This window comes from Pseudomonas sp. WS 5021 (genome assembly GCF_012985535.1).
Lineage (GTDB): Bacteria > Pseudomonadota > Gammaproteobacteria > Pseudomonadales > Pseudomonadaceae > Aquipseudomonas.
In genome coordinates this window covers 388,517-410,391 of sequence record NZ_JAAQWP010000006.1, presented here as the reverse complement: position 1 = coordinate 410,391, position 21,875 = coordinate 388,517, and the positions used below count along the sequence as shown (strand labels likewise).

19 protein-coding genes and 1 tRNA gene are annotated in these 21,875 nt (G+C 61.8%); 17 read left to right on the top strand and 3 right to left on the bottom strand.

The window, feature by feature from the left end:
- Positions 1-22: 22 nt before the first annotated feature.
- The 9 genes from HBO19_RS20780 to HBO19_RS20740 all read left to right on the top strand — a co-directional run bounded on the left by HBO19_RS20780 (position 23) and on the right by HBO19_RS20740 (position 8,933).
- Positions 23-589 carry a hypothetical protein gene (locus tag HBO19_RS20780; protein WP_170058197.1) on the top strand — a complete coding sequence of 189 codons (567 nt, stop codon included), beginning with the start codon at positions 23-25 and terminating at the stop codon, positions 587-589.
- Positions 590-650: 61 nt separating this feature from the next.
- Entirely contained in the window at positions 651-3,221 is a 2,571-nt protein-coding gene (locus HBO19_RS20775) for an autotransporter outer membrane beta-barrel domain-containing protein (RefSeq protein ID WP_170058196.1), read from the top strand.
- 216 nt (positions 3,222-3,437) lie between these two features.
- The gene (locus HBO19_RS20770) at positions 3,438-4,019 is read left to right on the top strand and encodes a hypothetical protein (protein ID WP_169953971.1); all 582 of its coding nucleotides are present in this window, start codon (positions 3,438-3,440) and stop codon (positions 4,017-4,019) included.
- A 30-nt stretch (positions 4,020-4,049) separates the two neighbouring features.
- Positions 4,050-4,733 (top strand): CsgG/HfaB family protein, encoded by a 684-nt coding sequence (locus tag HBO19_RS20765; protein WP_169953970.1) that lies wholly within the window; start codon positions 4,050-4,052, stop codon positions 4,731-4,733.
- A 29-nt stretch (positions 4,734-4,762) separates the two neighbouring features.
- On the top strand, positions 4,763-5,125 hold the full coding sequence (locus HBO19_RS20760) for a DUF4810 domain-containing protein (RefSeq protein WP_169953969.1): 363 nt from the start codon (positions 4,763-4,765) through the stop codon (positions 5,123-5,125).
- On the top strand, positions 5,122-5,772 hold the full coding sequence (locus HBO19_RS20755; protein ID WP_169953968.1) for a DUF799 domain-containing protein: 651 nt from the start codon (positions 5,122-5,124) through the stop codon (positions 5,770-5,772). The genes HBO19_RS20760 and HBO19_RS20755 overlap by 4 nt, the downstream gene beginning before the upstream one ends.
- Before the next feature lie 202 nt (positions 5,773-5,974).
- Entirely contained in the window at positions 5,975-7,606 is a 1,632-nt protein-coding gene (locus HBO19_RS20750) for a VWA domain-containing protein (RefSeq protein ID WP_170058195.1), read from the top strand.
- A 155-nt stretch (positions 7,607-7,761) separates the two neighbouring features.
- The gene (locus HBO19_RS20745; protein WP_169953966.1) at positions 7,762-8,334 is read left to right on the top strand and encodes an RNA polymerase sigma factor; all 573 of its coding nucleotides are present in this window, start codon (positions 7,762-7,764) and stop codon (positions 8,332-8,334) included.
- Positions 8,331-8,933, top strand: coding sequence for a hypothetical protein (locus HBO19_RS20740; RefSeq protein WP_170058194.1), 603 nt, complete (start codon positions 8,331-8,333; stop codon positions 8,931-8,933). Before HBO19_RS20745 ends, HBO19_RS20740 begins: the two co-directional genes overlap by 4 nt.
- 53 nt (positions 8,934-8,986) lie before the next feature.
- Here the strand turns inward: HBO19_RS20740 and HBO19_RS20735 are convergent.
- Positions 8,987-9,063, bottom strand: a tRNA-Arg gene (locus HBO19_RS20735).
- Between the two features lie 369 nt (positions 9,064-9,432).
- Here HBO19_RS20735 and gabD point away from each other — a divergent pair.
- The 3 genes from gabD to HBO19_RS20720 all read left to right on the top strand — a co-directional run bounded on the left by gabD (position 9,433) and on the right by HBO19_RS20720 (position 13,680).
- A complete protein-coding gene (gene gabD / locus HBO19_RS20730) occupies positions 9,433-10,875 on the top strand; it encodes an NADP-dependent succinate-semialdehyde dehydrogenase (RefSeq protein WP_099170293.1) in 1,443 nt (480 codons plus the stop codon).
- Positions 10,876-11,055: 180 nt separating this feature from the next.
- Positions 11,056-12,336, top strand: a complete 1,281-nt coding sequence (gabT, locus tag HBO19_RS20725) for a 4-aminobutyrate--2-oxoglutarate transaminase (protein ID WP_169953951.1) — start codon at positions 11,056-11,058, stop codon at positions 12,334-12,336.
- Positions 12,337-12,468: 132 nt separating this feature from the next.
- On the top strand, positions 12,469-13,680 hold the full coding sequence (locus HBO19_RS20720; RefSeq protein WP_170058193.1) for an HDOD domain-containing protein: 1,212 nt from the start codon (positions 12,469-12,471) through the stop codon (positions 13,678-13,680).
- A 238-nt stretch (positions 13,681-13,918) separates the two neighbouring features.
- Here the strand turns inward: HBO19_RS20720 and HBO19_RS20715 are convergent, their stop codons facing one another.
- Complete coding sequence (locus HBO19_RS20715) at positions 13,919-14,926, bottom strand: sensor domain-containing diguanylate cyclase (protein WP_169953949.1); 1,008 nt, start codon at positions 14,924-14,926, stop codon at positions 13,919-13,921.
- Between the two features lie 267 nt (positions 14,927-15,193).
- Entirely contained in the window at positions 15,194-16,375 is a 1,182-nt protein-coding gene (gene desA / locus HBO19_RS20710) for a delta-9 fatty acid desaturase DesA (RefSeq protein ID WP_169953948.1), read from the bottom strand.
- A gap of 165 nt (positions 16,376-16,540) precedes the next feature.
- Here desA and dibA point away from each other — a divergent pair, with 165 nt between their 5' ends.
- The 5 genes from dibA (at position 16,541) to cysW (ending at position 21,872) form a co-directional block, all read left to right on the top strand.
- Positions 16,541-18,451: a phosphodiesterase DibA gene (gene dibA, locus HBO19_RS20705; RefSeq protein ID WP_169953947.1), complete on the top strand. Its 1,911-nt coding sequence runs from the start codon at positions 16,541-16,543 to the stop codon at positions 18,449-18,451.
- Between the two features lie 284 nt (positions 18,452-18,735).
- Entirely contained in the window at positions 18,736-18,918 is a 183-nt protein-coding gene (oscA, locus tag HBO19_RS20700; protein WP_029299482.1) for a sulfur starvation response protein OscA, read from the top strand.
- A 75-nt stretch (positions 18,919-18,993) separates the two neighbouring features.
- Complete coding sequence (locus tag HBO19_RS20695) at positions 18,994-20,004, top strand: sulfate ABC transporter substrate-binding protein (protein WP_170058192.1); 1,011 nt, start codon at positions 18,994-18,996, stop codon at positions 20,002-20,004.
- Positions 20,005-20,167: 163 nt separating this feature from the next.
- Positions 20,168-20,986, top strand: a complete 819-nt coding sequence (gene cysT, locus HBO19_RS20690; protein ID WP_029299485.1) for a sulfate ABC transporter permease subunit CysT — start codon at positions 20,168-20,170, stop codon at positions 20,984-20,986.
- 13 nt (positions 20,987-20,999) lie between these two features.
- Entirely contained in the window at positions 21,000-21,872 is an 873-nt protein-coding gene (gene cysW, locus HBO19_RS20685; protein ID WP_029299486.1) for a sulfate ABC transporter permease subunit CysW, read from the top strand.
- Positions 21,873-21,875: the final 3 nt, after the last annotated feature.

The following is a 21,875-nucleotide window of genomic DNA, read 5'->3' as shown; positions in this document are numbered from 1 at the left end:
TTATTGCCACGGAAGACCCTTTATGAAAAAAGTTGCCTTTATCCTCGCGGCCCTGGCCCTTGCGGGCTGCCACTCCACTGCCCGCGACTCGTCGCCCAGCCTGTTGAAAGATGGCGTGCAGTTGCAGCAGAGCAAGGTCGTGGCGGACGCCGAGCACGCCAAGGTGATCATGCGCGCCACCGGTTTTACCTACCCGGTGCAGTTCTCCGTGCGCCGTGGCGGCGATGCCGATCAGCGCCCGGAGATCCTCGGCACGGTGGTGGATTCGGGCCGGGGCAAGGTGTTCGGCTGGATCGCCAAGATGAGCGAGGTGGCCAACAGCGCCGCGGTCAAGCGCTTCCCACAGTTGGAAGTGCTGGCCGATCCGGGGCAGACGATCGAGGTATTGGGCGAGTCGCGAGTGTATGACTCGAACTACTACCGCTACGCCGAAAAAATTGTCTACGCCTGCGGGCCGATGACCTCGGCGTTCAAGCCGCAAAAGCAAAAGGTTTACCTGGTGGAATTCGTGATTGTCGGCGCCGGCTGTGAGCAGCATGCCTATGACATCACCGACCCCGCACAACGCGTTGCCGTCCCCGCGTCCTGAATCATGCACCCTACAACCGCCGGGCACATTGGCGGTGTTGTCGTAGTAAATGGAGTTTCAAATGAAGCGCAAGCAGTTCCAGAAAACCCTGTTGGCCATGATGGTCAGCGCCGTTGCCGCACAAGCCAGTGCGGTGGAGTTTGACGTCAGCACAGGGCAGAACGTCTGGGCCTCCCAGACGTTCAACGAGCCTGTGACCCTGGTGGGCGCGCGCAATGTCGTATCGACCCAGCCCAGTGCCGATGGTGTGAATGTGTCCCTGACCAATATCCAGGGCACGCTGCGTAACAACGCCAACCTCACCCTGAATGCCGGCGGCCAGGCCGTGCGTGGCCTGATCGTCGATGGGGCGCTGGATCAAATGCTCACCACCACCGGCAGCCAAATCAGCGGCGATATCGTCCAGGCTGGCAATATCCACCTGAGCAACACCATCTGGGCCGAAGGCTTTGAAGTGGGCGCCAGCAACGTGGGCGGCAGCATCATCAACTCGGGCAACATCACCCTGGTCGAGGTCCCAGGTTCGGGCGATGAATCCGACGCCGAGGGTATCTACCTCAACGGCACCACCGTGGCGGGCGACGTGGTCAACAGCGGTGTGGTGGATATCACGTCCTACTACGGCTACGGCCTGATTCTCGATACCCACAACAACATGCCAGTGACCATCGGCGGCAAGCTGCTCAATTCCGGGACCATTCGCGTGACCGGTGAAGAGGCCCTGGGGATCGAGATCGAAACCGATACCAACCCCCTGCGTATCGAAAACAGCGGCCTGGTTTCCGTCAACGGCGGGCAGGCGATCGCCGTGCAGCTCGATGCAGGCACCTACGATTACCTGCTCAACACCGGCACCATCGAAGCCCACGGCAGCAACGCCATGGCCTTCAACGTGCAAGGCGCGACCTTCAACACCACCTCGCCGAGCGGTGAGCGCGGCTTGATCAACCGTGGCGTGATCAGCGCCGACGCGACCGCGATCAAGGTCAACCCGCGGTTCCAATTGACGCCCTTGGAGATCAACCAGCAAGCCGGGGAAATCCGCAGCAACTCCGGCACGGCCATCGACGGGGGCAACCTGGCGAGCCTGAACTGGAGCGGCGGCAAAATCGTCGGTGATGTGCTGGGTGTCACGGCAGTGAACATCAACGGCCAGGCCGATTTTACCGGTGCGCGCATTGGCAGCCCGGTATCGGTCAACGCGGGTTCGTTGAACCTGTCTGGCGCCGGCACCACGATCACTGGCGACCTGAATGTGGCCAGCGGCGCCGGGGTTGATATGCGCCTGTCCAACAGCGTGGTGCCGACCACCCCGTACCTGACGGTCAGCGGCGCCGCGAATTTCGCCCAGGGTTCCAACGTGACCTTGAGCGCCAAGCCCGGTGATTTCACCGCAGCGCCCAGCGGCACCGAATACACCCTGTTGCAAGCCGGCAGCGTGCAGAACAACGGCCTGACGGTCGCCAGCAGCTCGTCGCTGCTCGATGTGCTCAGCTACTCGGCCGATGCGCAGACGGTCAAGGCCGTGGTGGGTCTGAAGCCAGACGAGCAGGTACAAACCGACCTCGGCGGCGTTGGGGCAACGACCTCGGCGGTCACTGCCGTGAACCTGTTGAAAAACGAAGTGCTGGGCCAACTGAGCCAGGACGACGCGGTGTTCCAGGCCGTGGCCAACGCTGGCAGCGCCCAGCAACTGGCGCAGCTTGGCGAACAGCTCAAGCCAGACGTGAACCGGGGCGCGCTGGACGTGGCCTTGTCCGGGCAGACCGTGATCAACGGCGCGATCCTCAACCGCCTGGCCGGCCAGCGCGATGGCAGCGAACGCGGCGGTGTGTGGGTGCAGGGCTTGAGCAGCAACATGGACCAGGACGGTCGCGGTGGCGACAACGGTTACTCGGCCAACAGCAGTGGCGTGGCAGTCGGCGTGGACGGGCGCTTGAACGACAGCACCCGGGTGGGTGTGGCGTACAGCTACCTCAACTCCAACATCCACTCGGACCTGGGCAACAAGACCGAAGTGCAGGGCAATGCGCTGTCGCTGTATGGCAACTGGTCGCTGCAGAACTGGTTTGTCGATGGCAGCCTGAGCTACGGCGTCAACGACAACGACAGCAAGCGCCACATCGCCGGCACCACGGCCAAGGGCAGCTACGACAGCCAGGCGTTGTCGGCCAGCGTGATCGGCGGCTACAGCTTCAAAGCCTCGGACAGCGTGCTGATCGAACCGCGTGTCGCCGCGCGTTACTCCAGCGTGCACATGGACAGCCTGCATGAGAAGGGCTCTTCGGCGGCGCTGAACACCGGTTCCCAGCGTTACGAAGTCGGTGAACTGGGCGCCGGCCTGCGCGTGGCGGGCAACCTGGCGCTGGGCGCCGGCACCCTGCAACCGGAAGCGACCTTGATGGCTTATCACGACCTGATGGGTGATCGCGTGGCGCAGACTTCCAGCTTTGTGAACGGTGGTTCGACGTTCAGCGTGACCGGTGCATCGGTCGCGCGTGACAGCTATGAAGCCAGCGTGGGCGTGAACTACCAGGTCTCGGCGTTCAGCGTCGGCGCCAGCTACACCCGCCAGGCTCGCAGTGGGTTTGATGCCGATGGCGTCATGCTCAAGGCCCGCTACGCCTTCTAAACCGTCTTGGTAGGAGCGAGCTGGTGTAGGAGCTGGCTTGCCTGCGATGTAGACACTGCGGTGTTTCAATCACACCGCAGGGATGCTATCGCAGGCAAGCCAGCTCCCACACAAGCCAGCTCCTACGCAAGCCAGGCCCCACAAGTGCGAAACAACTTGAGAACCGCTCTCAACCCCGTAAAATGCCGCAGCACTTAATCAGGGACGAATTCGAAGATGCGCATTTTTGCTTTACTGCTGGCTCTGTCCTTCCTGGCCGGCTGTGCTTCCAAACCCCCGTACTACATCTCTCCAGCCCCTGTGACCATTCCCAAGACCGCCACCTTCTGGGTCGATACCTTCGACGTCAAAGTGGTGGGGCAGGGCCGGATTTTCATGTCGGACGCCAAAGTCCGCGAGCAGCTGGGCGTCGACCTGGTGGACCGCCTGCTCAAGGCCAAGCGCTACGCCAGCAGCAAGCAGACCGCTGACTACCTGCTGGACGTGGATATCGTCTACGTGCGCCATATCCTCGACTCCAAGGGCGGCATCACCAGCCTGGTGGTCGACGACAACACGATCCTGCAAAGCATCGATTTTGGCTACAAGGTCAAGGTCAGGAAAGCCGAGGCCGAGGTGCTGCATTTTGCCCAGGACCGGGATGGCCTGGTGCCCAACAACTGGGGCGGCCAGGTGCAGCAATGGAAGACCATTGGCGGGATCCTGACCAATGAAGGCAACGCCAACATCGAGCGCCATTTTACCGGTGGTTTGAGCAACTACATCGTGCGTGACCTGCGTGCCATACCTGCACGCTAACCCCCGGATTTCTTCACTTAGGAGCACCCTGTGAAAGCACTCTCAAACATCCTGCTGTCAGGCTTTGCCGGCGCAGCGCTGCTGGCGCTAGCCGGTTGTGCGGCGACCGAAACCTCCCGCGCACTGCCGATCGAAAAAGTCGCCAGCGCCAACGTTGCCTACTCCGGCGTACGCGTGCCGATTGCCGTGGGCAAGTTCGATAACCGCTCCAGCTACATGCGCGGGATCTTCTCCGATGGCGTGGACCGCCTCGGTGGCCAGGCCAAGACCATCTTGATCACCCACTTGCAGCAGACCAACCGCTTCAGCGTGCTGGACCGCGACAACATGGGCGAGATCTCCCAAGAAGCGAAGATCAAGGGCACCGCCCAGAACCTCAAGGGTGCTGACTACGTGGTGACCGGCGATGTGACCGAGTTCGGCCGCAAAGAGACCGGCGATCGCCAATTGTTCGGCATCCTCGGCCGTGGCAAGACCCAGGTGGCCTACGCCAAGATCAACCTGAATATCGTCAACATCAGCACCTCCGAAGTGGTGTATTCCACCCAGGGCGCCGGTGAGTACGCGCTGTCGAACCGCGAAGTCGTGGGCTTTGGCGGTACCGCCAGCTATGACTCCACCCTCAATGGCAAGGTCCTGGACTTGGCCATGCGCGAAGCGATCAATCGCCTGGTCGACGGCATCAACGCCGGCGCCTGGAACCCGCGTAACTGATTCAAGTGTTTTCAAGGAGCAGTACACGGATGAGCAAGGCAGTTAAGTTGGCGCTGATGCTGACAGCAACCGCGCTGGTTGCAGGGTGCCAGACGGCACCCAAGCCCCTGTATCAATGGGAAAGCTACCAGCCACAGGTTTACGAGTACTTCAAGGGTGAGCCCAAGGAAGCCCAGGTCGAAGCGCTGGAACGCGACCTGCAAAAGATCAACGCCAGTGGCCGCCAGGCCCCGCCGGGCTACCACGCCCACCTGGGCTTGCTGTACCTGAGCATGGGCAAGGATGACCAGATGGTGCAGCAGTTGCGCACCGAGAAGGCGCTGTTCCCCGAGTCTGCGGCCTACATGGACTTTTTGCTCAAGAACGCCAAGGCCCCAGAGGTGAAGCAATGAGCTTTTTGAAACTCACCGGCGCCTTGCTCGCCCTGGCCTTGCTGGGCGGTTGCGCGGCCCCCAAGACCGTCGATTATTCGGCCTACAAGCAGGCGCGGCCGAAGTCGATCCTGGTGCTGCCACCGATCAATGAATCCCCTGAAGTGCAGGCCTCCTACAGCCTGGTATCGCAGGTGACCTACCCATTGGCGGAAGCTGGCTACTACGTGATGCCGATTGCCCTGGTGGACGAAACCTTCCGCCAGAACGGCCTGACCACCGCCAACGATATCCAGGGCGTGGCGCCGGGCAAGCTGCATGAGATCTTCGGTGCAGACGCGGCGTTGTACATCACCGTCAGCGAGTACGGCACCAAGTACATGCTGGTCACCAGCGACACTTCCGTGACGGCCTCGGCCAAACTGGTCGACCTGCGTACCGGCACCACCCTGTGGACCGGCTCGGCACGGGCCTCCAGCGAGGAAGGCAACAACAACGGTGGCGGCCTGGTGGGCATGCTGATCACGGCGGCGGTCAAGCAGGTGATCAACAGCTCTACCGACGCGGCGCACCCGATCGCCGGTATCACCAGCGCGCGCCTGTTGTCGGCCGGGCAACGCACCGGGATCCTCTACGGCCCGCGTTCGCCCAAGTACGGCTCGGACTGATCTGGACCAATCACTGCCGATCCAATGTAGGAGCGGGCTTGCCCGCGATAGCGGTAGGTCAGTCACCGTATGTATTGACTCGCCCACCGCTATCGCAGGCAAGCCCGCTCCCACATGGATTGAGTGACCAGACGCTAACCCGAATCCCGACGCCCCTACGTCTGACCTTGTGAACGCATCATTCACACACGAGGTTCAGCCCATGTCCCATCCTCTTCTCTTCCTGCGCCCCGCTGCCCAGGGCTTTGCCGTGACCTTGCTGGTGGCGCTCGCCGGGTGTGGGCTGTCATCCCGTGACGAGGCCAAGGCGCCCGAAGCGGTTGCTATCCCCGAACTGCAAAGCGCGCCGGTCCAGGCTCAGGCCGCCATGCTCAAAAGAATGGCGATGCCGGCACCGATGGCCATGCATGACGGCGTGGCGATGGAGTACCGCGCCGAGCCGCGTGAGCAGTATCAAAACCTGCCGGACAACCCGGTGCACAGCGTGGCCCAAACCCCGGTCTCGACCTTCAGCGTCGATGTCGACACGGGCAGTTACGCCAATGTCAGGCGTTTCCTCAACCAAGGCCAGCTGCCGCCCGAAGGCGCCGTGCGACTTGAGGAAATGGTCAATTACTTCCCCTACGACTATGCGCTGCCCACCGATGGCTCGCCTTTTGGCGTGACCACCGAAGTCGCCGCCACCCCCTGGAACCCCAGCACGCGTCTGCTGCGCATCGGCATCAAGGCGTCCGAGCGTGCCGTGGCCGAACTGGCGCCGGCCAACCTGGTGTTCCTGGTGGATGTTTCCGGCTCCATGGACCGTCGCGAAGGCCTGCCGCTGGTCAAAAGCACCCTCAAGCTGCTGGTGGACCAGCTGCGCGATCAGGATCGCGTGTCCCTGGTGGTGTATGCCGGCGAGTCGCGGGTGGTGCTCAAACCCACGTCCGGGCGTGACAAGGCAAAAATCCGCAACGCCATCGAGCAACTGACCGCCGGCGGCTCCACAGCGGGTGCATCGGGCATCGAGCTGGCCTATCAGATGGCCCGCGAAGGGTTTATCGATAAGGGTATCAACCGCATCCTGTTGGCCACTGACGGCGACTTCAACGTCGGCATCAGCGACTTCGACAGCCTCAAGCAGATGGCCGTGGACCAGCGCAAAAGCGGCGTGTCCCTGACCACCCTGGGGTTTGGCGTGGGCAACTACAACGAACACCTGATGGAACAACTGGCCGACGCGGGCGATGGCAACTACGCCTATATCGATAACCTGCGTGAAGCCCGCAAGGTGCTGGTGGAGCAACTCAGCTCGACCCTGGCCGTGGTGGCGCGGGATGTGAAGTTGCAGGTGGAATTCAACCCGGCCCAAGTCAGCGAATATCGCCTGCTGGGCTATGAAAACCGGGCCTTGAAGCGTGAGGATTTCAGTAACGACAAGGTGGACGCCGGCGAGATCGGTGCCGGGCATACCGTGACGGCGCTGTATGAAATCGTACCCAAGGGTGCCAAAGGCTGGCTGGAACCGCTGCGCTATGCCCAGGCTACGCCTGTCGAGGGCAACGCCGCAGAACTGGCCATGCTGCGCGTACGCTACAAGCCGGCGGCGGGTGGCAGCAGCCGCCTGATCGAGCACCCGATCAATAGCACTCAACACGCCGCCAGCGACGACCTGCGCTTTGCCGCCGCCGTGGCCGCCTTCGCCCAACAGCTCAAGGGTGATGGCCGCTACACTGGCAACATGAGCCTGAAGGACACCGCCACCCTGGCCCGTTCGGCGCGCGGCGATGATCCCTACGGCCTGCGTAATGAATTCGTACAGTTGCTGGAACTGGCCCAGAGCCTCAAACACTGATCTTGCCCACGATATAGCTCTAATGTGGGAGCTGGCTTGCCTGCGATAGCGGTGGGTCAGTGCCGCCCATAGTGCCTGACCCGCCGCCATCGCAGGCAAGCCCGGCTCCCACAGGTAATCTGCAGTGATCCATCGAAAGGAGTTCGCCACCCAACATGGCCGTATCAGATGACCCACCCAGCGACGAATCGCTGCTGGCCCGCTACCGCAGCGGTGACGCCGCTGCGTTCGAGACCCTGTATGCCCGGCACCGCCAGGGCCTCTACCGGTTTCTGGTAGGCCTTTGCAACAAGGCCGAACTGGCCGAAGAAATCTACCAGGACACCTGGCTCAGCCTGATCCGCAGCACCACTCAGCCACAAGGCCGGGCGAGTTTTCGTACCTGGTTATTCCAGATTGCCCGCAACCGCCTGATCGACCATTGGCGCAAGCACGGTATCCACAACCCCCTGCACGACAGCTACGACGAACAGCAGCACGCCCAACCCGACGACAGCGCGGGCCCGGAGCAGCAACTGAGCCTGAGTCGCGACCAGGGCCGTCTCGATGCCGCGTTGCAGAACTTGCCCGAGGACCAGCGCGAAGTGTTCATGCTGCGCCTGCACGGCGACCTGGAACTGCCGCAAATCGCCGCCCTGACCGGCAGCCCACTGGAAACGGTAAAAAGCCGCTTGCGTTACGCCCAGCAGAAACTGCGTCGACTGCTGGCCGAGGAGGTACCCGTATGACTGACTCCCGACACCCCCAGGACCCGACTGACGAAGGGCTGATCCAGCACTTTCGCCAACACAGCGCCAGCGAGCCGCCCGCGTCCCTCGACGCCTTCATCCTCGCCGCCGCCCGCCGCGAAGCCCCCACGCCACCGCCGAGCCTGTGGCAACGCTGGCTGCAAGCCTGCCAACGGCCACGCTGGCAGATGGCCTTTGCTACCGTAGCCGGGGTCGCGCTATTGATTGGCGTGGTGACGCGCTCGCCAGTGCCCGACCTCAACCTGCCCGAAGCCAGCCAATACGCCGCCGCGCCACCGCCGCAGGCACTCTCTGCGCCCGCCGCCCCAGCGCCCATGGCGCGTATGGCAATGGCGCCCCAGGCCGACAGCACGCCGGTCCAGGCCGAGATGGCAAGCGCCATGGCCGATGAGCCCGTGGCAAAAATGAGCAAACAGATGGCCGCCAAGCCCCAGTCCCTGGAGCAAGGGCTTGAGGAAATCGTGCGTCTGCGCCAGGCGGGTCAGAGCAGGGCGGCGGATGAGAAGCTGCTGGCCTTGCACAAGCGCTTTCCCGAGGAAAACCTGCCGGCGCAGTTGGAGGCGTTGCAAAAGCGTTGAACCGCGCCCACAAAAAAGCCCCAGGTCTTGGGACCTGGGGCTTTTTTTGTATCTGGTGCACCCGGCGGGATTCGAACCCACGACCCCTGCCTTCGGAGGGCAGTACTCTATCCAGCTGAGCTACGGATGCTTGTGCGGGCGCCATCATACCCATGTCGACCTTGGGCGTCCATGCTGGTTTTTGGCCGTCTGCCGGTAGGATTCTGGTGCAGCGAGGCTCTGTAACGGGCGGTGTGTGCTGGGGATGCGCAATTCGGCTCCGTTACGCCTGTCAGAATAGTCTGGCTAATGCGCCGTTTTCGTTCTTTTTTTCGAACAGACTATTGCCCTGCCCCCCCATTGATCCTAGGATTCGTTTGAGATTTCAAACGCTCTGTCTCCCGTGCGCGATGTTTCAGCTTGCGCCCAGTGACTGATTTCCCTGACGGCAGCCTTCGAGGCGCCTTTCAACAACTCTAATTTGCCCCGCGCGCGCGCGGTGCTGTTAAGGAAAGCCGACATGCAGCTTAAAGACACCCAGTTGTTCCGCCAGCAAGCCTTTATTGATGGCGCTTGGGTCGATGCGGACAACGGTCAAACGATCAAGGTCAACAACCCCGCGACTGGCGAGATCCTGGGCACCGTGCCGAAAATGGGCGCCGCCGAAACCCGTCGTGCCATCGAAGCTGCCGACAAGGCCTTGCCGGCCTGGCGCGCACTGACCGCCAAGGACCGTGCGAACAAGCTGCGTCGCTGGTTCGAGCTGATTATCGAGAACCAGGATGACCTGGCGCGCCTGATGACCCTGGAGCAGGGCAAGCCGCTGGCCGAAGCCAAGGGCGAAATTGTCTACGCCGCTTCGTTCATCGAGTGGTTCGCCGAAGAGGCCAAGCGTATCTACGGTGACGTGATCCCTGGCCACCAGCCGGACAAGCGCCTGATCGTGATCAAGCAGCCGATCGGCGTCACCGCCGCCATCACGCCGTGGAACTTCCCGGCCGCGATGATCACCCGTAAAGCCGGCCCGGCCCTGGCCGCCGGTTGCACCATGGTCCTCAAGCCTGCGTCGCAAACCCCGTTCTCGGCGTTCGCCCTGGCTGAGCTGGCCCAGCGTGCCGGGATTCCAAACGGCGTATTCAGCGTGGTCTCCGGCAGCGCTGGCGATATCGGCAGCGAGCTGACCAGCAACCCGACCGTGCGTAAATTGTCCTTCACCGGCTCGACCGAAATCGGCCGCCAGTTGATGGCCGAATGCGCCAAGGACATCAAGAAAGTTTCCCTGGAGCTGGGCGGCAACGCGCCGTTCATCGTGTTTGACGACGCCGACCTGGATAAGGCCGTCGAAGGCGCGATCATCTCCAAGTACCGCAACAACGGCCAGACCTGCGTCTGCGCCAACCGCCTGTACATCCAGGATTCGGTGTATGACGCGTTCGCTGAAAAACTCAAGGTGGCCGTGGCCAAGTTGAAGATCGGCAATGGTCTGGAAGAAGGCACCACCACCGGTCCCCTGATTGATGAAAAAGCCGTGGCCAAGGTCCAGGAACACATCGCCGATGCCCTGAGCAAAGGCGCGACGCTGTTGGCTGGCGGCAAGGTCATGCAAGGCAACTTCTTCGAGCCGACCATCCTCACCAACGTGCCGAAAAACGCTGCCGTGGCCAAGGAAGAAACCTTCGGCCCGCTGGCGCCGCTGTTCCGCTTCAAAGACGAAGCCGAAGTGATCGCGATGTCCAACGACACCGAGTTCGGCCTGGCCTCCTACTTCTATGCCCGCGACCTGGGTCGTGTGTTCCGTGTGGCCGAGGCTCTGGAATACGGTATGGTCGGCGTCAACACCGGGCTGATCTCCAACGAAGTGGCGCCGTTCGGCGGTATCAAGGCGTCGGGCCTGGGCCGTGAAGGCTCCAAGTACGGCATCGAGGACTACCTGGAAATCAAATACCTCTGCCTGGGCATCTAACCGGCAAGGTATCGCTGCAAACGCAAGGGGCACGAGAGCGCTGTCCCTTTGCGTGCTTCACACCGTTATTCGAAGTGGCCGGGAAAGCTGTGGCAGTCGATCATCGCATGCTGCCGTAGTTGCCTCCCCGCCACGTAATCCTTGGACCACGCCACCCGATGAGTGGCGAATGAGGACTTTATGAGCAACAAGACCAACGCTTCCTTGATGAAACGCCGCGAAGCCGCTGTACCGCGCGGTGTTGGCCAGATTCACCCGATCTTCGCCGAATCCGCGAAGAACGCCACCGTGACTGACGTTGAAGGTCGCGAGTTCATCGACTTCGCCGGCGGTATCGCCGTGCTGAACACCGGTCACCTGCACCCGAAAATCATCGCGGCCGTGACCGAACAGCTGAACAAGCTGACCCACACCTGCTTCCAGGTCCTGGCCTACGAGCCGTACGTGGAGCTGTGCGAAAAAGTTAACGCCAAGGTCCCAGGTGATTTCGCCAAGAAAACCCTGCTGGTCACCACCGGTTCCGAAGCCGTTGAAAACGCCGTGAAAATTGCGCGTGCCGCGACTGGCCGTGCCGGTGTGATCGCCTTCACCGGTGCCTACCACGGCCGCACCATGATGACCCTGGGCCTGACCGGCAAGGTCGTGCCGTACTCCGCTGGCATGGGCCTGATGCCCGGTGGCATCTTCCGTGCGCTGTACCCGAACGAGTTGCACGGCGTGAGCATCGACGACTCCATCGCCAGCATCGAACGCATCTTCAAAAACGATGCCGAGCCGCGTGACATCGCTGCCATCATCATCGAGCCGGTGCAGGGCGAAGGCGGTTTCTACGTCGCGCCTAAAGCCTTCATGAAGCGCCTGCGCGAACTGTGCGACAAGCACGGCATCCTGCTGATCGCCGACGAAGTGCAAACCGGTGCCGGTCGTACCGGGACCTTCTTTGCCATGGAGCAGATGGGCGTCGCCGCCGACCTGACCACCTTCGCCAAATCCATCGCGGGCGGCTTCCCGCTGGCCGGTGTGTGCGGCAAGGCCGAATACATGGACGCCATCGCCCCGGGCGGCCTGGGCGGCACCTATGCCGGTAGCCCGATCGCTTGCGCCGCGGCCCTGGCCGTGATGGAAGTGTTCGAAGAAGAGCACCTGCTGGACCGCTGCAAGGCGGTTGGCGAGCGTCTGGTCACCGGCCTCAAGGCTATCCAGGCCAAGTACCCGGTGATCGGTGAAGTACGTGCCCTGGGCGCGATGATCGCGGTCGAGCTGTTCGAGGATGGCGACAGCCACAAGCCGAACGCTGCGGCGGTTGCCTCGGTAGTGGCCAAGGCGCGTGACAAGGGCCTGATCCTGCTGTCGTGCGGCACCTACGGCAACGTGTTGCGCGTGCTGGTCCCGCTGACCTCGCCGGATGAGCAGTTGGACAAAGGCTTGGCGATCATCGAAGAGTGCTTCTCTGAGCTGTAGGCTGACCTGATCGACAGAAAAAACCCGCTTCGGCGGGTTTTTTTGTGGGCTGTGCAGCTATTCAGGCCTTGTTCATTGTACGCAGGCGCTTCCTTTGTCTAATGTGCAAGGATTGCCGATGGAGCGTGCTGCATGACTGCTGTTGATTTACCTGCTGTACCTCGAGTGCTGATTGCCGAGACCGACCCCTGGTCGCGGGATCTGCTCAAGCAGGTGTTGTTGAATGTGCGCTGCGACGCGCGGCTGGATGTGTGCGCCGACGGGCAGCAAGCCGCCGAGTTGTTGCGAGATAAACCTTACGATTTGATCATTGCCGATTGGGAGCTGCCGGGCGTTGATGGCCTGAGCCTGTTGCGCAGTGTGCGTCAGCGTCGGCGGGTGCCGGCGTTGCCGTTTATCCTGCTGAGTGCGCGCAATGACGGCGCCAGCGTGCGCGAAGCGTTGCCGCTGGCGCCCACCGCCTACCTGACCAAACCTTTGAACATGGAAGGCCTTACGCAACGCCTGCAGGACTTGCTGCTCAACGAAGGCCAGACGGTGTATTGCGAAATCCCGGCCCTGGCGGCGGGCATGTCCTTGCCGGTGTTCCTGGAGCAGCGTCGCGAGCTGTCGGACGGCGCGCCGCTGCGGGTTGACGTAAAAGCCGCCGTGCAACGCAGCCTTGCGCCGCAGGGGCTTGACCTCAAGCAGCTGGAAGAACAGGTCAAGGTTGATCCACAGATCACCGCCGTGCTGATCGCCGCCGCCAACAGCGCCGGCCAGCACGGCACGCCGGTGCAGACGCTGTCTATGGCGCTGCATAAGCTGGCGGCCGGGCAGAGCATGAACCTGATCCTTGGCCTGGCCCTCAAGCACAACGTGATCCTCAGCGATGCAGTCTTGATGGAGTACGCCGAACGTCATTGGCAACTGTCCCAGCAGACTGCGCAATACGCCCGCGCCTTGGCGCGCATGCTCGACCTGGATCACGAGCGCTGCTACAGCGCCGGTATTCTCCATCGCCTGGGCGACCTGGCCCTGCTGCGCAGTTTGCAGGAGTGGCGCCAGGGTGGTGGCGAACTGGACGATGAGTTGGTTGGCGAGTCGTTGTCCACCTTTGGTGCCAGTTATGGCTCGGCGCTGCGTACGCGCTGGCGCTTGCCCCTGGAGCTGCGCCAACTGGTCGCGGCGATCTACTCCCTGGAAGGCGGGGTGTATTCCCGCGAAGCGCTGGTGATGAATATGGCGGCGCAACTGGCGGGGCTGACCGAGCATGAAGGGGTCGAGGCGCTGGCCAAGGGCAAGACGGCGCGGTTGCTCAAGGTGGGGTTTTCAGAACTCACGCGCATCCGCAAGCCTGGGTAGGCGTTGTGTCAGGCAGCAACAATGCTGAATGTGCCGCCGCCATCGTAGCCTCGCTGAAGCTCGACAACTCCCACATTGGTTTTGTGGTGCGTCCAAAACTCCCGGCCTGGTCGAGATCCCACATTGGTTTTGTGGGGTATCCAGAATTCTCGCCTGGTCGAGATCCCCTGTGGGAGCGGGCTTGCCCGCGATGGCGGTGTTCCAGGCGCTATTTTTAGTGCCTTGAAAGGGCAGGCACTCAGCCGGCAATCACCCGGTTCTTGCCCTGGCGCTTGGCTTCATACATGGCTGCATCGGCCCGGGCGAACAGGCTGTCCAGGGTTGCATCTTCGGCGCTGAGGCTGGCCAGGCCCTGGCTGACGGTCACGCTATAGGGTTGGCCTTCATGGCTGAAGCCCAGTTGCCGCACTTCCTGGCCCAGGCGTTCGGCGACTTGCATGGCCCTTTCCGGGGCGCATCCGGGCAGTACCGCGGCAAATTCTTCGCCGCCAATGCGCCCGAACAGGTCGCCACGGCGCAACACCCCGCGACCGCTCTCGGCGATACGCAGCAACACCTGATCGCCCTCCAGGTGGCCGTAGGTGTCGTTGATGGCCTTGAAATCATCGATGTCGAGCAGCAGGAAGGCCAGCGGCAGGCCTTGGGCACAAGCGCGTTCGAATTCATGATGGGCGCACTCGAAGAAGTGGCGACGGTTGCTGCTGCGGGTCAGCACGTCGGTGGTGGCCAGGCGTTGCAGTTCGAGCTCCAGGTGCTTTTTTTCGGTGATGTCTTCAGCGATGCCCACCACAATCAGCGGCTTTCCCGGCGTGGCCTGCTGGTTGGTAAAACACTTGTCGCTGAGCCAGCGGATCTGCCCGTCTGCAGTGATGATGCGGTACTGGCGATCCTCCACTGCACCCAGCTCCAGCACCTGGGCCAGGCTGTGCTCAGCGTACTGCTGGTCTTCGGGGTGGATGCTGTCGCGCCAGCCGCGGTGCTCGGCCAACAGCAGGCTGGCCGAGCGCCCGAAGATGCGTTCATAGGCGGGGCTGACGTACAGCACGCGCCGGGTTTCCCACTCGATGGCCCAGAGCACGGCGTTGACACTCACCAGCAGTGAGCTCAACAACTGTTCGCGTTCGCTCAGGCGCTCCACTTCGCCCTGGGCGTGCATCAACGCCAGTAGGGTCGCGGCAGCTGCCGGTCGCGACGTATCCGTCGAATCAGGTGTGGTGGAGGTAGGGGAGTCCGTTTCGTGGACCATCGGCACAATTCTCTCTGGACATGCCGCAGCATTGAACAGCAGTCAAAACAAGGCCCGCCAGGATGGCGAAGTGTTGTTTGAGAGAGGGGAATTGCAGCTAAGTTCCGTTATCAGTCGCGATTGAGACGGAATGTTCGGTGACTGTGAAATGGCGCCAAAAAACTGTGGGGCTGGCTTGAAATGTACCTGGGCCTTGTAGGAACTGGCTTGCCAGCGATGGCGGCCTTGAAACTAGGCCTCATCGCCGGCAAGCCGGCTCCTACCGTGTCAGGCGCTGGGGCGTAGGGAGTAGGTTTTCAACTGGTGGGCAAAGTCGCGCAGGGACTGGATCCCGCTGGCCTCGGCCTCATGCACCCATTCCTTGATGGCGGCGAGCATGTCATGCCCGTTGCTGCTGGTCTTGAGCCAGATCTGTTGCAGCGCCAGGCGCTTTTCGTAGATCACTTTCAAGGCCTGGCTGTGTTCCAGCATGCCCTGGATGCGCAGATGGTGGCGCTCATCCAGCAGGCTGGTTTCCCGTGACAGCAGGCGCTTGGCCCGGTGGAACTGGTGGCGTACCGAATGATCGACCTTCTCCAGCTCCTGCTTGACCAGGGGCGCGATCACCAACTTGCGGTACTGGGCCATGATCTGGAAGCGGTTATTGAGGATCGCCATGGCGGTGTCCATGTCCAGATGGCCCTTGCCCTCGACCCGGTGGGCAATCGGTGCGACGCGTTGCACCTTGGCCAGGCGCAGGAAGCTGAACACCTTGATCCAGGCCCAGCCCAGGTCGAATTCCCACTTCTTCACCGACAGCTTGGCGGAGTTGGGGTAGGTGTGATGGTTGTTATGCAGCTCTTCGCCACCGACGATGATGCCCCACGGCACCAGGTTGGTCGCCGCGTCGCGGCATTCGAAGTTGCGATAGCCGATGGCATGGCCCAGGCCGTTGATCACGCCGGCGGCCCAGAACGGGATCCACATCATCTGGATCGCCCAGATGGTAATGCCGATGGTGCCGAACAGCAGCACGTCGATGACGCCCATGAGGGCCACGCCCAGCAGCGGATAACGGGTGTAGAGCTTGCGTTCGATCCAGTCGTCCGGGCAGTTCTTGCCGTAGATGCGCAGGGTCTCGGGGTTTTCCGCCTCGGCGCGGTACAGTTCGGCACCTTTGCGCAGGACCGTGGACAGGCCCTTGATCACCGGGCTATGGGGGTCGTCGACGGTTTCGCACTTGGCGTGGTGCTTGCGGTGGATAGCGGTCCACTCGCGGGTGTTCTGCGCCGTGGTCAGCCACAGCCAGAAGCGGAAGAAGTGTTTCAGGCCGGCATTGAGCTCCAGGGAGCGGTGGGCTGAATAGCGGTGTAGATAGACCGTGACGCCGATAATGGTCACGTGGGTCATCAACAGAGTGACTGCCACCAGTTGCCAGGCTGACAAGTCAAGAAAACCGTTGTACCACATAGGCTGTATGGCCCTCAGATAAAGAAAAGAACAGCTGACGCATTATCACTAAGCCTACAGATAAAACCAGTCGCCCTTTTGAATAGGAGTGACGAGATGTTACTTATTCTATAATCCGCAGCCTTTGTAGGGCGATTCTGTTTTTTAGTAAGGATTACTAGTTATATGCTGCTTTCATACCGAGGTGCCCTACGTGCAGGGCTGGTGTACTTGCTGCTTTCCGTCCTGTGGATCCAGCTCAGCCAGCAGGTATTTATCAATTTCATCGATGAACCGACGGAAATGGTCCACTGGCAGATGCTGCGTGGCTACCTGTGGGTGACCCTCAGCGCCCTGTTTATTTTCCTGTTGTGCGCCCGCAGCGCCCGCGTTCATCGCATCCAGCAACCCTTGAAGGAAAACCGCGAACGCCTGCGCCAGGCGGCGGCGGTGTTCGATTGCACCCGCGAAGGGGTGTTGGTCACCGACGCACGCGGGCGGATTGTCCACGTCAACCGCGCCTTTATCGAAATCACCGGTTACCAGGTGGATGACGTAATGGGCCGTCAGCCGAGCCTGTTCAAGTCCGGCCGCCATTCGCCGGCTTTTTATGAGCAGATGTTTCGTACCCTCAATCAAGACGGGGAATGGAGCGGCGAGATCTGGAACCGACGTAAAAGCGGGGAAATTTATCCACAGTGGCAAACCATCCGCGTCATCCATGACGACCAGGGCCAGGTCAGCCATTACGTGGCGGTGTTTTCCGACATCAGTGCCATCAAGCATTCCGAGCACGAACTGGCCCACCTGGCCCACCACGACCCGTTGACCGACCTGCCCAACCGCCTGCTGTTCACCGACCGCGCCGAACAGGCGCTGGCCTCGGCGCAGATCCACAAGCGTGGCTGCGCGCTGCTGATGCTGGACCTGGACCACTTCAAGATCATCAACGACAGCCTTGGCCACAATGTCGGCGACCAGTTGCTCAAGGCCGTGGGCGAGCGCCTGCAGGGCCTGTTCGGCCCGGGCGTGACCCTGGCGCGCCTGGGCGGCGATGAATTCGCGGTGCTGGCGGAAAGTTGTCCACAGGTGGTCCAGGCGGCCGCCTTGGCCCAGCGCATCATCGACGGCATGAAGCAGCCGTTTGTGTTCGATGGTCACCAGTTGTTTGTCAGCGTCAGTATTGGCATCAGCCTATTCCCCAGCGACGCCTTGAGTGCCGAACAATTGCTGCGCAACGCAGACTCCGCGTTGTTCAAGGCCAAGAGCTCCGGGCGCGAAGGCTACGCCTTGTACACCGAGGAGCTGACCGCCCACGCCCAGCACAGGATCGAGATCGGCAATGAGCTGCGCCGCGCCCTCGATCAGCAAGAGCTGCGGGTCTACTACCAGCCGGTCCACGACCTGCAAACCAGCCAGATGATTGGCGTGGAAGCCCTGGTGCGCTGGCAACACCCATTGCGCGGCCTGGTGCCGCCAGCAGAATTTATCCCGATTGCCGAGCGCACCGGGCTGATCGCCGAGATCGATGCCTGGGTCATGGACCAGGCCTGCCGGCAGATGTGCCGGTGGCTGGCTGAGGGCCGGGGCCTGTCCTTCCTGGCGGTGAATATCTCCAGCCGCCTGTTTGCCCGCCACGAACTGTACGAGCAGGTGGCCAAGGTGCTGCATGAAACCGGCCTGGATCCGGCGAAACTGGAGCTGGAAGTCACCGAAAGCGCGGTGATGGACGACCCGGAAATGGCCCTGGAGCAACTTCACCGCCTGCGCGAGCTGGGCCTGAGCCTGGCGATCGATGACTTCGGCACGGGCTATTCGTCACTGCTGCGCCTCAAGCGGTTGCCGGTGCAGAAGCTGAAAATCGACCAGGGCTTCGTCGCCGGCCTGCCGTGGGATGAAGACGATGCGGCGATTGTACGGGTGGTCATCGCCCTGGCGCAGAGCATGGGCATGCAAGTACACGCCGAAGGCATCGAGCAGATGGAACAGGCGCGGTTCCTGTTGAATCACCAGTGCGATCTTGGCCAGGGCTACTGGTTTGGCCGGCCGATGCTGGCGGCTGACATCGATTGGGCCAGGGCACCCGCCATCCACTGACCTCTATCTGGGGTTGAAATACAGTAAATGTGGGAGCGGGCTTGCTCGCGAATTCGGTGTGTCAGCCAGTAAATCTGGCACTGATACACCGCTATCGCGGGCAAGCCCGCTCCCACATTTGCATCTGCGTACGCCTTAACGTCGTGTCCTGCCTGAAAATTCTTTCTGGTTATATAAACATTCTTAAATAGTATTTTTAAGAATATCCGCGCTTATCTACTATCGCTCTCACGCCGCAAGCAGTGCCGCCACTGCCAGGCACTTCTCATTTCAGGAGCACGACCATGAGCGCATCTCTACGCAGCGTTGACGGCCAGGACGAAGCAGCCATTTTGCGCGAGATCCAAAGCGCATTGCGTGACCTGCGTTTTGGCGCAGTGGAAATCACCGTACACAACGCCCAAGTGGTGCAGATCGAACGCAAAGAGAAATTCCGCTTGCAGAGCCCGGGCAACAAACCGAGCTGAGGCAACACGGCGCTTCGATTGCGGGACCCGTACTAATAAGAAAAGCCAACACCCAAGAATTTCAGGAGCTTGTCTATGTCGTCGATTCGCCGTTATGCCCTGGCCGCCCTGGCCAGCGCCGTGTTTGCCGGTTCCGCAGTGGCCAAGGATTACGAGCTGCTCAACGTTTCCTACGATCCGACCCGTGAGCTGTACCAGGACTACAACGCTGAATTCACGGCTTTCTGGAAGAAGGCACACCCTGGCGACAACGTGAAGATCCAGCAGTCCCACGGTGGTTCGGGCAAGCAAGGCCGGGCGGTGATCGACGGCCTGCGCGCCGACGTGGTGACCCTGGCCCTGGCCGGCGACATCGACGAAATCGCCAAGCTGGGCAAGACCCTGCCAGAGAACTGGCAGACCCGCCTGCCTGAAGCCAGCACGCCATACACCTCGACCATCGTGTTCCTGGTGCGCAAGGGCAACCCCAAGGGCATCAAGGACTGGGGCGACCTGATCAAGCCGGACGTATCGGTGATCACGCCAAACCCGAAAACTTCCGGCGGCGCCCGCTGGAACTTCCTCGCGGCCTGGGCTTATGGCCTCAAGGCCGGTGGCAGCGAAGCCAAGGCCCAGGAATACGTGAAAGAGCTGTTCAAGCACGTGCCGATCCTCGACACCGGTGCTCGCGGTTCGACCATCACCTTCGTCAACAACGGTCAGGGTGACGTGTTGCTGGCCTGGGAAAACGAAGCGTTCCTGGCCCTCAAGGAAGATGGCGGCGCTGACAAGTTCGACATCATCGTGCCGTCCCTGTCGATCCTCGCCGAGCCACCCGTGGCCGTGGTCGACAAGAATGCCGAGAAAAAGGGCAACACCGAAATTGCCACGGCGTACCTCAACCACCTGTACAGCCCGGCTGGCCAGGAGATCGCGGCGAAGAACTTCTACCGCCCGCGTGACAAGGATGTGGCCGCCAAATACGCCCAGCAGTTCCCGAAACTGGACCTGGTGACTATCGACAAAGACTTCGGCGGCTGGAAAACTGCCCAACCGAAATTCTTCAACGACGGTGGCGTGTTCGACCAGATCTACACGGCGCAGTAAGCCACACTACTGCTAGGTACGAGCTTTGTGTGGGAGCCGGGCTTGCCCGCGATAGCATCACCGCGGTGTAACTGATACACCGAGGTGCCTGCATCGCGGGCAAGCCCGGCTCCCACAAAGGCTTGCTCCGGCAGGGGTATCTACCCGCTAACCAAGGACTTTTATGTCGCGTCGTATCTCCCCCGTCATACCCGGCTTCGGGCTGACGCTGGGCTACACCTTGGTGTACCTCAGCCTGATTGTGCTCATACCGCTGGCGGCCATGTTCGTCCATGCCGCCCAACTCACCTGGGATCAGTTCTGGGCCATCATCTCGGCGCCGCGGGTCTGGGCAGCCTTGAAGTTGAGCTTCAGTACCGCCCTGTACGCCGCGCTGATCAACGGCGTGATCGGTACGTTGCTGGCGTGGGTGCTGGTGCGCTACACCTTCCCCGGGCGCAAGATTATCGACGCGATGATCGACCTGCCGTTCGCCCTGCCCACCGCCGTGGCCGGTATTGCGCTGACCGCGCTGTATGCGCCGTCCGGCCTGGTCGGCCAGTTCGCCACCGACATGGGCTTCAAGATCGCCTACACCCCTTTGGGCATCACCCTGGCCCTGACCTTCGTCACCCTGCCCTTTGTGGTGCGCACCGTGCAGCCGGTATTGGCCGATATCCCCCGGGAAATCGAAGAAGCCGCCGCCTGCCTGGGCGCCAAGCCCTTGCAGGTGTTCCGCTACATCCTCGTGCCGGCGCTGCTGCCAGCCTGGCTGACCGGGTTTGCCCTGGCGTTTGCCCGTGGCGTGGGTGAGTACGGTTCGGTGATTTTCATCGCCGGCAACATGCCGATGAAAACCGAGATCCTGCCGCTGCTGATCATGGTCAAGCTCGACCAATACGACTACACCGGCGCTACCTCCATCGGCGTGCTGATGCTGGTGGTTTCCTTTGTCCTGCTGCTGCTGATCAACTTGTTGCAGCGGCGCATCGAACACCCATAAGGAGGCGCGGAACATGTCCCAATCGTCTATTTCCGCCGCGTCTTCGGCCAACGCTGCCCGCCGTGGCAGTGCGGTTTCGCGACGCATCCTGATCGGCCTTGGCTGGCTGATCTTCGCCCTGTTTTTGCTGTTGCCGCTGTTTATCGTGGTGTCCCAGGGCCTCAAGCTCGGCCTGGGTGCGTTCTTTGCCGCGATCTTTGAGCCCGACGCGCTGTCGGCCTTGAAGCTGACGGTGATTGCGGTGCTGATCTCGGTGCCGCTCAACCTGGTATTCGGCGTCAGTGCGGCCTGGTGCGTGAGCAAGTACTCGTTCCGTGGCAAGAGCATGCTGGTGACCCTGATCGACCTGCCGTTCTCGGTCTCGCCAGTGATCGCCGGCCTGGTCTACGTGCTGATGTTCGGTGCCCAGGGCTTCTTTGGGCCGTGGTTGCAGGATCACGATATCCAGATCGTCTTCGCCTTGCCGGGCATCGTGCTGGCGACGATCTTCGTCACCGTGCCGTTCGTGGCCCGTGAGCTGATCCCGCTGATGCAGGAGCAGGGCACCCAGGAAGAAGAAGCCGCGCGCCTGCTGGGCGCCAATGGCTGGCAGATGTTCTGGCATGTCACCGTGCCCAACATCAAGTGGGGCCTGATCTACGGCGTGGTGCTGTGTACTGCGCGGGCAATGGGTGAGTTCGGCGCGGTGTCGGTGGTGTCCGGCCACATTCGCGGCGTGACCAACACCTTGCCGCTGCACGTCGAGATTCTCTACAACGAATACAACCACGTCGCCGCGTTTGCGGTGGCGAGTCTGTTGCTGATCCTGGCGCTCTTCATCCTGCTGCTCAAGCAGTGGAGCGAGAACCGTATTAACCGCCTGCGCGCCGGTGCGGCTGAGGAATAAGTC

Excerpts from the sequence above, each read along its gene's own strand:
- HBO19_RS20695 (WP_170058192.1), top strand. The coding sequence starts at position 18,994 with ATGTCGTCGATTCGCCGTTATGCCCTGGCCGCCCTGGCCAGCGCCGTG.
- gabT (WP_169953951.1), top strand. The coding sequence starts at position 11,056 with ATGAGCAACAAGACCAACGCTTCCTTGATGAAACGCCGCGAAGCCGCT.
- HBO19_RS20755 (WP_169953968.1), top strand. The coding sequence starts at position 5,122 with ATGAGCTTTTTGAAACTCACCGGCGCCTTGCTCGCCCTGGCCTTGCTG.
- HBO19_RS20775 (WP_170058196.1), top strand. The coding sequence starts at position 651 with ATGAAGCGCAAGCAGTTCCAGAAAACCCTGTTGGCCATGATGGTCAGC.
- HBO19_RS20770 (WP_169953971.1), top strand. The coding sequence starts at position 3,438 with ATGCGCATTTTTGCTTTACTGCTGGCTCTGTCCTTCCTGGCCGGCTGT.
- HBO19_RS20745 (WP_169953966.1), top strand. The coding sequence starts at position 7,762 with ATGGCCGTATCAGATGACCCACCCAGCGACGAATCGCTGCTGGCCCGC.
- HBO19_RS20750 (WP_170058195.1), top strand. The coding sequence starts at position 5,975 with ATGTCCCATCCTCTTCTCTTCCTGCGCCCCGCTGCCCAGGGCTTTGCC.
- gabD (WP_099170293.1), top strand. The coding sequence starts at position 9,433 with ATGCAGCTTAAAGACACCCAGTTGTTCCGCCAGCAAGCCTTTATTGAT.
- cysT (WP_029299485.1), top strand. The coding sequence starts at position 20,168 with ATGTCGCGTCGTATCTCCCCCGTCATACCCGGCTTCGGGCTGACGCTG.
- oscA (WP_029299482.1), top strand. The coding sequence starts at position 18,736 with ATGAGCGCATCTCTACGCAGCGTTGACGGCCAGGACGAAGCAGCCATT.
- HBO19_RS20760 (WP_169953969.1), top strand. The coding sequence starts at position 4,763 with ATGAGCAAGGCAGTTAAGTTGGCGCTGATGCTGACAGCAACCGCGCTG.
- HBO19_RS20720 (WP_170058193.1), top strand. The coding sequence starts at position 12,469 with ATGACTGCTGTTGATTTACCTGCTGTACCTCGAGTGCTGATTGCCGAG.
- desA (WP_169953948.1), bottom strand. The coding sequence starts at position 16,375 with ATGTGGTACAACGGTTTTCTTGACTTGTCAGCCTGGCAACTGGTGGCA.
- dibA (WP_169953947.1), top strand. The coding sequence starts at position 16,541 with ATGCTGCTTTCATACCGAGGTGCCCTACGTGCAGGGCTGGTGTACTTG.
- HBO19_RS20780 (WP_170058197.1), top strand. The coding sequence starts at position 23 with ATGAAAAAAGTTGCCTTTATCCTCGCGGCCCTGGCCCTTGCGGGCTGC.
- HBO19_RS20715 (WP_169953949.1), bottom strand. The coding sequence starts at position 14,926 with ATGGTCCACGAAACGGACTCCCCTACCTCCACCACACCTGATTCGACG.
- HBO19_RS20740 (WP_170058194.1), top strand. The coding sequence starts at position 8,331 with ATGACTGACTCCCGACACCCCCAGGACCCGACTGACGAAGGGCTGATC.
- cysW (WP_029299486.1), top strand. The coding sequence starts at position 21,000 with ATGTCCCAATCGTCTATTTCCGCCGCGTCTTCGGCCAACGCTGCCCGC.